At 36.6% G+C, this 12,259-nt stretch carries 10 protein-coding genes; all 10 read right to left on the bottom strand.

Annotation, left to right across the window (positions count from 1 at the left end; translation table 11 throughout):
- Nucleotides 1-27: 27 nt before the first annotated feature.
- Nucleotides 28-2,907 carry a hybrid sensor histidine kinase/response regulator gene (locus I6F44_RS13720; RefSeq protein WP_197173969.1) on the bottom strand — a complete coding sequence of 960 codons (2,880 nt, stop codon included), beginning with the start codon at nucleotides 2,905-2,907 and terminating at the stop codon, nucleotides 28-30.
- The gene (locus tag I6F44_RS13715) at nucleotides 2,904-4,070 is read right to left on the bottom strand and encodes a hypothetical protein (protein ID WP_197173968.1); all 1,167 of its coding nucleotides are present in this window, start codon (nucleotides 4,068-4,070) and stop codon (nucleotides 2,904-2,906) included. Before I6F44_RS13715 ends, I6F44_RS13720 begins: the two co-directional genes overlap by 4 nt.
- A gap of 9 nt (nucleotides 4,071-4,079) precedes the next feature.
- Complete coding sequence (locus I6F44_RS13710; RefSeq protein WP_024589372.1) at nucleotides 4,080-4,895, bottom strand: type II secretion system F family protein; 816 nt, start codon at nucleotides 4,893-4,895, stop codon at nucleotides 4,080-4,082.
- The gene (locus I6F44_RS13705) at nucleotides 4,892-5,767 is read right to left on the bottom strand and encodes a type II secretion system F family protein (RefSeq protein ID WP_197173967.1); all 876 of its coding nucleotides are present in this window, start codon (nucleotides 5,765-5,767) and stop codon (nucleotides 4,892-4,894) included. Before I6F44_RS13705 ends, I6F44_RS13710 begins: the two co-directional genes overlap by 4 nt.
- Nucleotides 5,760-7,058 carry a CpaF family protein gene (locus I6F44_RS13700; RefSeq protein ID WP_197173966.1) on the bottom strand — a complete coding sequence of 433 codons (1,299 nt, stop codon included), beginning with the start codon at nucleotides 7,056-7,058 and terminating at the stop codon, nucleotides 5,760-5,762. Before I6F44_RS13700 ends, I6F44_RS13705 begins: the two co-directional genes overlap by 8 nt.
- Before the next feature lie 6 nt (nucleotides 7,059-7,064).
- A complete protein-coding gene (locus tag I6F44_RS13695) occupies nucleotides 7,065-7,832 on the bottom strand; it encodes a hypothetical protein (protein ID WP_197173965.1) in 768 nt (255 codons plus the stop codon).
- A gap of 98 nt (nucleotides 7,833-7,930) precedes the next feature.
- Nucleotides 7,931-8,320, bottom strand: a complete 390-nt coding sequence (locus I6F44_RS13690; RefSeq protein WP_010552792.1) for a hypothetical protein — start codon at nucleotides 8,318-8,320, stop codon at nucleotides 7,931-7,933.
- 534 nt (nucleotides 8,321-8,854) lie between these two features.
- Nucleotides 8,855-9,532, bottom strand: coding sequence for a tetratricopeptide repeat protein (locus I6F44_RS13685; protein ID WP_024609062.1), 678 nt, complete (start codon nucleotides 9,530-9,532; stop codon nucleotides 8,855-8,857).
- On the bottom strand, nucleotides 9,529-11,448 hold the full coding sequence (locus I6F44_RS13680; RefSeq protein WP_197173964.1) for a pilus assembly protein N-terminal domain-containing protein: 1,920 nt from the start codon (nucleotides 11,446-11,448) through the stop codon (nucleotides 9,529-9,531). Before I6F44_RS13680 ends, I6F44_RS13685 begins: the two co-directional genes overlap by 4 nt.
- A gap of 213 nt (nucleotides 11,449-11,661) precedes the next feature.
- Entirely contained in the window at nucleotides 11,662-12,234 is a 573-nt protein-coding gene (locus tag I6F44_RS13675) for a tRNA-(ms[2]io[6]A)-hydroxylase (RefSeq protein WP_007586685.1), read from the bottom strand.
- Nucleotides 12,235-12,259 lie beyond the last annotated feature (25 nt).

The raw sequence follows: 12,259 nt of genomic DNA, 5'->3' as shown, positions 1-12,259 counted from the left end.
ATTACTGTTCCAGTAATATACGCTAATTTATAACGACTTATCTTTTAAAATGCGTGTTATTTGGTTTATTAATACACCTTGTTTTACTGGTTTTAATAGCATGTCATCAAAGCCCTGGTTAACGTATTTTGAACCTGTATCGGGTGTAGATGTATGCGCAATTATTTTAGTTTTCAAATTGTCACTGTGTTTTTTAATTTTTAACATAGCGTCAGTTCCCGACAATTCTGGCATTACTATGTCCATTAAAATAATGTCGTAACTGTTTTGCGATACCATCAACATCGCTTCTATTGCACTGCGCGCGTAATCTATTTTAATATTCTCATTTTTTAGCATCGCTCTAATTACAATCTCAACAAGAGGATCGTCATCAACCAGTAATAGCGTGTTTTGGTGTTTGTTAGTTACTAAACTAGCTTTTACTAAATCATTATTTGTTAACGAGCTACTTGGTACTTCTTGCTCATTGTCTTTACCTTGTTTGGTTGCTATGTTGACCAACATAGAAAGTGATATCGTTGATTTATTCGCGTTACTACTTACAGTTATCGCTTTACCACCTAACATTTTAAATATTGAAATAAAAAACTTTAACTCTAATGACACGTCTTTATCATCTATAAAGCGCGTTATATCATCACCCGATATACTTTTAAGCTCAGTTATAAAGTTACTACTGTCGATAAAATTACTTAATGAAAAATCGAGGTATAAGTAATTACGTTTACTTTCATTTTTAATCTGAGCGTTAATTGAAAGCGTTGTATTATTTGATGAATCCAAAACCTCAGTCACTAATTGAATAACCAATTGAGAAATTAACTTTTCATCGCTTGCGACCGTTAATTCAGGCGTAATATTATTTTTAAGAACGATTCTTTTATTTTCAGCCTCTTTAGCTAAAATCGACATGTTATTATTGATCATTTGATTTAGGTTTACGTTTTTGGCCTGAAGCTTTAACTTACCTATTTCCGATTTATTTATATTTACGAGTTGTTGAATTACACTTTCGAGCTGGTCGCATGCATCAGAAATATTCCCCACATTGTTTTTGAATTCGTTAAAGCTTATTGGATCTTTAGATATTTCAACTAATGACTTTAAAGATGATAAAGGCGTTTTTAACTGACGACTAAGCCTTGTAACAAATTTTTCTTTTAATTGATTTGTCTGTTTTGATTTTTCGAGAACATCAGCGAGTAAACATTCTTTTTGATGTGCCTCTGTATCATCTCTAAAGTAGCAAACGAAACCATTAAAATCTGTATGTCTTTGTAATACAGTTATCCACTTCCCGTCTGTAAAACCTATATCTATTAATTGGTTACGGTCATCATCAAGCTTATGATGTTCGTGGTAGTGATTTATAATATTATGCTGCTGCGCAATACTTATCAGCTGGCTATACGATAGCTGACTGTTTTGTTTATTCACCTGTGCAAATAAAAGATTAAAAGCATTATTGGTAATCACAGGAAATTCGTGGCTATTAAAAATAGCAAACCCATGCGGCAATGCATCCAGAGAACTTGAAAAAAGCTCTTCTCTATTGAGTATTAACTGATTTTTTTGTTTTATTTCACTGTGTAAACGCCCTGGCAAACGTAAAAAATAATACACAAACGCGAATACACAAAAAGAGATTAACCCTAATCTAATTAAACTGTATTTAGTTATTTGTGGTCGTACTATTTTATTCATTGGTTGCACATGCAAGCGCCAAGTAGGAGGAAAACGACTGCTTAAAGCGCTAATACTATTTTTAATTATACTCGGGTTTACTTCTCCTTGTTTTCCTAAAGTAAACTGTGGTGTTGCTATAAAAACGTTATAATTTTCAGTGTTTAATTTTCCAATAACGGCTTTTAAAAACTTACTTAAATCAAATGCTGTAAGTGTATAAATAGAGCCTTGTTTTATTTTTATTTCAGAAATTAAGAAGGCCGTATCAGCAACCGTAAATACTTCTACTGCTTGTTTATTCGCTCTTTTATTAAATTTTTCTAACCAGTTTGTAAACCCATACGCGGCTAAATCAAAATTATTTTTTGACCAAAGTGCAAGCTGGTTATACTCAGAATCAAACACAACATACCCTTTGTAAGTTAAATTTTGTGAAACCTGACTCTGCACTAAATTACTAAGCTGCTCTTTTGTATAATTATTTTGGCTTTGTAAAAAGCCTGCAATAACTAAATCTTTTTGAGATATGTACAATCCTTGATTATCAAATCGCTCTAATGCATTAAATAACGTTTTACGTAATTGCTGGGTTTGTTGATTGTAATTACTTTGCAGCTCTTTTTTTTCAATAGTATAAAGAAGTAATGCAGTGAATGAGCATAATACTAATGCAATTAAAAATGCGACGGGCGCTAAACTAAATACATGAATATACTTTTCACCATAATTTTTTTTCTCAGGCTTAGTACTTTGATTACTTACTGAATCTGAATTTTTATTTAACTGAGTCTGTAATAACTGAGAAAATGAAATAAACTGATCTTTTTGTGAACCTATTAATGTTTTAGGTGCTAAATCGGCCATCAGCACTACGCCAATTAATTTATTAGTGACACTATAAATTGGATATTGTGCATAAAAACGAATTAATTTGTGCGTGTTGTTTGATACATCATCAAAAAAAGTATCTTCAAATAGATATAGTTTTTCTTGTGTGCAGCGTTGTTGATAGCTTAATAACTCATTTTCGACGCTTTCTTTATCGTTGCAGGTTATTAACTGCTCTGAATAAACCTCTCTAAAATCGATAAATTTAACAATTGCAACGTCATAAAACTGTTTTAGTAGTGTTAGCGTTTCTTTAATTTCTGTTGATATTTCATCAGTTTGTGTATCTGCTACATTAGCATGTGAGGTAAATATATTTGAGGCGTTCATTGACGTTCTCCTTCCCCTTTTAGGGGAGTATGTATCCACGTTGTACTGTTTTGGCTGCTATGTACTGGCAGTAAAACTTTAAATGGTGGTGTTAAGCTACTAAGTGCAGGTTCGCCTGTGGTGATATTAATTACTTGTTCTGCATTAACTAAATTAAGTGATGTTTTGCAATATGTAATGCCTGGCTCAATCCCTATTAAGCTCAGTGTTTCACTAATAATAAGGTTATTTACTAAATCAATACCGGCGAGCTCAAATGTAGTTTGTAAAATAGTGAAGACGAGTGTCTCTACAATGTTTTCATCTTCTTCTAAGCGTGTACCTTCTGGGCAGCATATAGTGCCAAGCTCTATATCAAAGTTTGTTCCTATAAGAACAAACTTAAGCGCTTTAAGTGCATCTTTTAAGAGGGATTCTACTTCGGGTAAATATAAATCAAGTATGTCGCCTTGCGATTCGTACCCTGCTTGGCATGTGTCACATGATAGCGCCAACTCTCGACCGTCGGTTCCTACAAGTGGACGACCCAAAGCGGTCAAGCCAACTAAACAACTGCTGTCGGCCGGTTGCTTATCTATTTCAAAGCTTTCACAAGGTGAGCCTGTTACTACTTTTTGTGATACATAACGAGATAGAATTTGTTCACTATTAGCAGGGCATTGTTGTGGCGTACTTCTTAATAACTGACCAATAACGGTATTACCTAACTGCCCTATTGCATAATTTGGACCTTGCTGCAGCGCATTTATATAACTTACATTACCGGTATTATTTAGTTTGCTCACACCTTGGCTGTCTGTTGCTTCGTCGCTTAAGCCCTTTAAACACGGATTACCTTGGCAATTCGGAGCATCGTAATAAACAGCTTCTCGCGAGGTAAACCTATCATCTCGTATGCCTATTAATGCCCTGTACGTGTTATTTGCTCCACGGTCTGTATAAAATATGAGTGGTGCTTGGTGCTCATCAAAACTTACTGCAATACCGAGTGGTCTATTATTAGCATCAACTACAGTAATTTGATTATCTACTTTAGTTTGATGGCGCTTAATAAGGGCATCCCTTACTAAAATCACCCCACCAATTGAGCCAATAATTAAAATTGTTATAATTAATATAAGCTCAATAGTTAGTATGTACCCTTGTTGATAATGCTTTTTCATATCAGGCTCCTATAACACTTCTACAAGCATTTTAAGTACGTTCATTACTTGTAATGCTGCGGGAAAAAACACCAATACCAAAAACATCGGAAAACAAATTAAGATAATGGGAAAGGTTGTGTGCATCGCTTTTTTGTTTACCTTTTTAGCGAGTAAAATGTTCTTTTTTAGAGCTAAGCCTTCAAGTTGAGCCTCTACTGCTTGGATAAGTGGCGTACCAAGTTTTGACCCTATTAACATTAAGTTGGCGAGCTTTTTAATTCCTAATACGCCAGTTCTTTCAAAAAGTGAATTAAATGCAAATTCACGATCTTTACCTGCGCTTAGTTCGAATAAAAATAACTTTAGCTCTTTGTATAATGGGTGTTTTTGACTTAATCCATGATCAACCGCCAGTGCAAATGAGCGCTCTAGTGAAAATCCAGCGCGCATGTAAACCAGTAACACCCGTAAAAAAAACTCTAAGCTATTATTTATAACGGTTTTACGTTGGTTTTTACGTAATAAAAACCAACATTCTGGTGCAAAAAAACACATAAAACACAGTAATAATTTAATCGATTGGCTCAGCTCATAACCTGTTAGTTCTATAACCGTAAATGCACTAAAAGTAGCAGCCACTTTGAAGCAGTACAGGCTTATTAATATTTTATTAATTTGAATTCCTGCTTGTCTTAGTTGACGTTTAGAGATGATGATTAGCGGATACCAATTAATGTTTTTAGTATCGGGTTTATCTAATTCAACTTTAAGAGATTGCCTATGAATATGGATAAATGACCCCATACTTACTAAAAGTCCGATAAGTAAAAGTATATCAATCATAATGTTACCCTTAAGCTAAGGCGTAGCCATAAAAAACCAAATAGCTGACAAATAAGCGCAACCGTTATAAATGCAATACCATTAGGGTCGTTTAATAATGGTTCAAACCAGTTTGGATCGGTATAGCTAAATAAAGGAATTAGTGCGTAAGGTAAAAAACCACTAAATACAGCAGCGTATTTAGTGCCAGAAAGCTTAGCTTTTAGCTGTTGGCGGTCGAGGGTCCTAAGCGACATCATGTTGCATACGCTTTTTAGCATATCGGTTAAATCACACTGGCTTTGTGTATGTGTAATGATGCTATGAGCAAACAATCTTACGGTTTCGCAGTTGTATCTTTCAATTAAAGGGGCAAACGACGTTTCGGCATCACTACCCATGCTCATGCGTTGTATTAGTAAGGTGCTTTGTTTTTTTATATATGGGTCTGCATGTTCATCAGCAAACTGCATTGATTGCTGTAGCGATAGCCCAGTGCTTAAACACGATTGTACGGTTTCAATAAATTCTAAAAAATGATGCTCAAATTTTGCTAATTTATAATGAGCCAAGTCAATCACAGTTATAAAACAGGTTACAAAAACCACGATTGAAATAATAAACGCGCTGGTTGATGCCTCTGGATAATATAATTTAGCTAAAAACCATGAGCTACTAGAGAGCGAGCACGCCATGCTTATAAACCAGGCGTTACTTATGTTTAAGCCTAGCACTCGTAGTGACAGAGTAAGTACGTCTTTTTCTTCTAAAATATCTACTTTTTTAGTGCCTTGGCTGCTTTTATTTTTAGCATACAAAGAAACCAACACACTAGTTGCAAGTACAAAGGTTATAACCGCCGCAATAGCTAATAAATAATCAAGTTTAGTCATTGTTAGCCTCCGGGTTATTGTGCAGTAATGCTTTTAATTCTTTTGCATTTGCCCCTTGGCCTTTCATAAACTCAATAACACTTGAGTTATCTATTAACTCACTTTGTACAGGCTCAGCTTCGTTAATACTATAAAGCGGGCTAAAATGTGCGCCGCCATTAACACGCTTAACTTCACCAATACTTTTTAGAGTTCGGGTGCCATTAGTTGAGCGAGAAACATGAACTATGAGTTGAATACTCGACGCGATTAGCGAACTTGTATGGGTATCGCTCAGTTGTGCATTGTGTAACTGCACTAAAGTAGATAAACGAATAACGGCATCATTTGCGCTGTTAGCATGTATGGTCGTCATTGAGCCTTGGTGACCACAGTTCATTGCTTGGAGCATATCGATTACCTCGCCTGAGCGTACCTCACCTACAAGTATTCTATCTGCGCGCATTCTTAGGGCTGCTTTTACTAAATCTCTTAGGCTTACTGCACCTTTACCATCGCTGTTTGTGTCGTGGGCTTCTAATTGCACAACGTGGTTGTGATGCAAATTAAGCTCAGCACTTTCTTCAATGGTGACAACACGTTCATTTGGGTTAATTGAGTTAGCAAGAACATTTAATAATGACGTTTTACCTGCACCTGCATTGCCACACACTAAAATATTAACGCCTGTTTTAACTGCGCTTTTTAAAAATGATAAGATTTTTTTATCTAAAAAATGGTTATTAACTAAAAAGTCATCGTTTATTTTTTTATGATTAAACTTACGAATAGACACAATCGCGGCGCTGGTACACGCAGGCGGTACAATAATATGAACTCGGCTACCATCTTTTAATTTGCCATCAACAATTGGCATAAGCGCATTTACTTGGCGACCACAGCCATCAAGTAAGCGATCAACAAATCGGCGTAAATGGCGTTCGTCATCAAACTTACTAGCTGTGCAAAGTAGTTTGCCTTGTTTATCAATCCATATATCTTGCGTGTCGTTTATTAAAATATCACTAACCTGATCGTCCAGCATAAACTGTGCAATAGGTCCCAGGCCTTGAATTTCATCAAATACAGCCTGAACAACCTGATCTTGTTGATGTTGGTTAAATGAAGATTGATTAAATTGTGGAATTTCACTGCACAAAGCAGAGATTTTTTCGAGAACATTACTTGATAAAAGCGCGGTTGGTTCTTGTTCGTACTCTTCGATAACAGCATCGTGCAATAGCTTTTTAAGCTCTTCAAAGGTACTTAAACTGGTTTGAACTTCTTCATGTTTGCTTGATAAATTAAACATAAAAACTCACTTAGCTACATATACAGCTTCATTTTTAACACCTTTAACCACTTCGATTGTGCGACTGGTTTGTAAGCGTGAAAAGTTTTGCAAACGACCTTGTTCAATGTCATAAGCGCTATGCACAATAATTGAAACTTTGTCGGCGTTATCTATACCCGCCAACGAATAAACATCTTTTGGAAGTACCGCAAGGACTAACGAAACACCGCCTGTAGCAGAATTAGACTCTTTAGCTAAGTTATCCATTACGCCACTTTTAGCGGCTTGCGATTTAGGACCTTTTGAAACACCAATAAGCTGTACATCACGGGCAACTGTTCTTACTAAGCGATTTGTTTTAGCGACTATGTCGAGTCGGTCACCTTTGTGTATGCGCGAAAGCGGAATATCTAAGGTGTTTAGTTTTAAAGTATATAAAACACGCCCTGCCGGAATGGCTTCTGATAAATTTTGGCTTTTTTCTCTAATAAAATCGGTGTCGAATAAGGGTTGTTCAACCATTTTATTAGTTGCTAATTTTTGACCTATTAATGCACGTGGATTTTGAACGCTCAGTGCAATATTTGAATAGTTACTTGGATCTATACTCTTTTGCTCTACATCGTGAACGGTTACAGTTTGGCCGGCAGACATATTTTTGTTTACTACCCAAGCTGTTACGCTATTTTCATCGTTTACCTGTCTAATACCCAAAGCCGAAGCTAACATGCCAGAGGTGATGAGTAATGTGAGAGCCGCAGTGGTTGCGCCTTTGTTACTTTTACTTTTCATAATATTCCTCCAGAGTAACTTTCACTGCCACACTTTTTGTGGCAGTGAGCCTTAAGCTTGGTATTCAAACCTGGTTGCCTTATATTGGGTACCTTGCGTTAGTTACCTTGCGAACCGCCTGCTGCTGTACGTGTTGCAGCATCGCCGCTTGGTGTTGCATTAACAAGTGCGGCACTTTCACTAAAGTCTGATGCAACAAAAGTGAATGAACTGCCATCGCCTGCGTACACATCAACTGAATCCACAAACCCAGAGCCAGACACTTCAGCAGTGCCTTCGGCGTTAATCATGCCGTCAAATACATAGCTTTGGTCAAGTGAGCCAATTGCTTCAGCTACATCTTCAAGTTCGCTGGTTACCGAGTCACGTAATGTAGATAAACCAATTACAAGTGCTGCTACCATTGAAGTAGAAAGAATGATTAGCTCTGACGTTAGTACAAAACCTTTTTGCTTTTTGCTATTTAAGTTATGTTTAATAGTTTTCATAATCGTAGCCTTTAAATTAGAAGAGCTTATGCTCACTTTACATATTGCGAGGACCATGCCAGCTATAAATAACCATTAAATACAGTTAGTTATGTTTTTAATAGTTATTGTTTATTAGATGTTTTCATTTTTGATTTGCAAAATGCAAATCAATATTAAAAATATTTTAGATAAATAATGCTAGGTTTACGTTATTGAAAGTATTATTAAAACTGATGGATAGTGTAAGGGGGAAATATTAAAAGCAATCTTGTGAGGTTATGTATAAAACGTAGGATGAGCGTAAGCTTTACTCCTATTTTTGATAAATAATAAAGTGGTTTTGGCTCCTTATACCAACCTGCATAAATCTTTGATCAATTTAACGAATTAAATTGCACTATAACGTCGTTAAAAATTTTTTATTTAGAACAACTAGATACAAAAATTTTTGCCTAGTTCTAGCGTAATTTTCTTAATGTTAAATAGACCCCATATATAAGCAGATTGGTATTAATAATGCCAAATTGTAGGTATAAAAAAGGCCCGAAGGCCTTAAGAATAACAATTACCTAAAACGGAGAGTTTACCGCGCCTAGCAAGTGCTTTTTTATGCGTGGGTTCTGCACGTAAAACTTGCTCATAGTAGCCACAGGCCAATAAATTATTGGTATTCGCTTCTTCAATTAACCCTTTATGGTAAAAATAGGCGGTGCTATTTAAACCAAACTTAACCGAAAGCTCTAAGTAGTTTGAAGCTATAACGTAACTGCCCTGAGCATAATGTATAGAGGCCATTTGCAGGTATGGTGAAGCATGTGTACCAAAAACATCAACGCCGTATTGAGCAATGCTTTTTGCTTTAGCTAAATTACCTTGCTCTATTGCTAACGTAACCCCTAAAGTAATTGCATTTAATGGTGGATTAGCTTTATTCAGTAATGTGTTTATAACTTGTTGAGATTGATTAGCACGGCCACTTTTATAAAGTACGTAAGCCGATATAGACAGTATTGCCGTGTTATCGGGGTGTTCAAGCATTAACTGATTCACCTCATGCACTAGGTTTAAACAGTTACTTGCATTTATACCTTCACACTTTAATGGTTGGGCATTTAATTGGTATTTTTTAACGATGTCACCGAGCGCGTTGTAAGGATTTACTGTTGGCTTGTAATCAATATGAGCGCAACCCGATAAAGTAAGCAGTAAAATAATATAAAATATTTTCATAGCCCTTGCTCCTGTATATAGCTAAGTACCTGGGTGTCTATATTTGCGTGCTCCCACGAACGTAATGTATTAATTGGCTCACGCACCAGGTTTGGAGTTACAACAATTATAAGCTCGCGGTTGTTTTCACTTTTACTGGTTGTTTCGCTTAACTTTCCTAGCATGCTATTGCCGTTGCCATCAGGTACAAAGTCGTGGCTTGCATTGTTATCGGTGCTAATTAAGCCACCAATAATAAGAGGTTGCCCGTCTTTTAAACGTGTTGATGTTTGCATGCTGCGTGTATTAAATGCACTACTGTTTAAACTGCTGCCTGTGCTTTGTGCAATTTCGGCGGTTAACGTGGTATCGGGTAATGAAATTACTGGGTTTAGATCAAGTGTTATTCTGTCTTTGTCGTCAACCATGGCGCGTACATTTAATTCAACTCCAAATGATTTAAATTCTGTACCGCTAAACACCGACCCACTACTACCTTGCTGACCGCTTGTAATTCCTGATGGGCTATAACTTGTAGGTACGGGTACTTCACCACCGACTTTAAACACGGCACTTTCACCGGCTAAAACTGTTATTGTAGGGCGAGAAAGCGTTCGAGAAATACCTTCTTGTTCAAGTAATGAAAACAACATATCAATGGCAAACTGTGAGGTAGAAAGCTGTAAGTTATTAGTTAATTGACCACCAATTAATTGCAGCGCATTTTCTATTGTTGCAGAGCCAGATTCACGATTAGTCATACCGTCACGGCCAAATAAGCCCGCTTCTTTTTCATATCCATTAGAGAGCACGCTAATATCTGGGCGCCATTGCTTTAACCTACGTTGATTTACTTCGTATAGCTGCACCGATACACGCACTTGCGGTAAGTCTTCAACTTCAATACTTGATAAAACTTTACCGCCAGCCACTGACAGCAACGTTGCTCTTGCAATATTAGAACTCACATTGCTTAAATTTAATCCTGAGGTAGCATCATTTATTAAACCGCCTGACTCGTTGGCAAGTACTTCAATACCTGAACTTTTATCCTGCGTTGCGCCGCCCATTAAATTATTAGGATCAAGAGGAGAACCCTGAGTTTGTAATGCTTGCTCTGGTTCGAATAACTTATTAATTGTATTTAATAAGCGCACTAGCTCTATCTGATTTTTTACAGAGCCGGAAAGTAAAAACACATCGTTGTCGTCATTTGATAACTCATCAACCGAGATGCGCTTAATGGTCACTTTATCTGCGCCCATTGATTTAATCACTTCGCTAATACGCTCTTCTTTTGGCTTGGGTGCTTGAGTTACTTTTATTAAATTAATAATAGCGACTTTACTCGAGTTTTGAGAGCTACCGCCGTTTGCGTTACCCAAACCTTGCAAGCGTTGAGCAAGTGAATTAAACATACCTTGGTTAGGATTTGAGGTAATAACAGGTTGTGATGCTTGTGAGCTACTGGCATAAAGGTAGTTTTTTGCAGCTTCATAAGCGGCATGACGATAATTTATAGTAGGTACTTCACCGCGTAATACAACAGCATGGCGATCAGGCGCTATGGTTAGCTGTACGTCAGGATGAATATCGTTTAAGGCATTTTCCAGTACGCTGTAGTCTTCGGTTACGCCAAGTAAAAATGTTTCAGAGCTTTTATCGTCGTACCACACCATCATAGATGTACGGCCCAACTTTTTAGCTAAAATTAGTAGCTCACGGCCATTTACCACGTTCACATCAAGTGTTGTTTCGTGGCCAAGTGCAATACGAGAAATATCACGGGTAAACACAAAGCGAGTATGCGTCCATTTAACTAAGTGCGATACTTTTTGTACCCGCTCACCATTTGCATTTTCTATATAATCTAAATGACTTTCACTGCCCATAGCGGTAAAAGATATTAGTAATAGTATAAAAATAAATTTTAACATAAGCCTTTCCCTCAATTTGCTTACTGTATAGGTAGCAAGTATGAGACCAAGGGTTTTTGTATTTATAATCAATGGATTAAGATGTATAAACATGTTTTTTATTATTTTGATTCGCAAATTGCAAATCAACAATTCATGAAGAGGTTAACAAAGAAATAAGAGCAGAGGTGTATTGCGCAAAGCGAGTGAAAATACGCTTTACGCTAGTTTTAGTTAATGCAAAGCGGCTGTAAACGGAATGCTTTCACAAATTTTAGCTTCAGCTATAAGCAGCTCTTCTAGACGAACATCAACTTCTTCTTTTTCAAAGTATTCGTAAGCGAGTTCTACAAATAGGTTTTTATGTTTTTCTTCTGACTTAGCAATAGCAACATAAAAGTCTTTTTCTTTACCCTCAGGAAGTGCTTGTGCAACTAAAGAAAAACGCTCGTGGCCACGTGCTTCAATTACACCACCTACTAGTAATCGGTCCATTAAAAAACCATCACGACCGTGTCTAAATAGTGCACGTATTTGTTTTATGTACGGATCTTTTTTGTCGTCACCTAGGTTTACATCGCGCTCTAAAAGCAATTTAAGTACTTGTTTAAAGTGTATTAATTCTTCTAGCGCTAAGTCGGTCATAGCTTTTACTAATTTACGTTTGTCTGGATAATGCGAAAGCATAGACATAGCCATACCCGATGCTTTTTTTTCTGCAGCGGCGTGATCTTGTAAAAAAGTATTAAAGTCAGCAAGGACAACTTCGGTCCATTCAAATGGGGTGTGGTATTTTAATTCAAACATGTTCTGTACAACTTAAATAATAATG

Source organism: Pseudoalteromonas sp. NZS11_1 (assembly GCF_015864275.1).
Lineage (GTDB): Bacteria > Pseudomonadota > Gammaproteobacteria > Enterobacterales > Alteromonadaceae > Pseudoalteromonas > Pseudoalteromonas arctica.
Note: the sequence above shows the minus strand (reverse complement) of the source record. Positions and strands in the feature narration are given on the sequence as shown.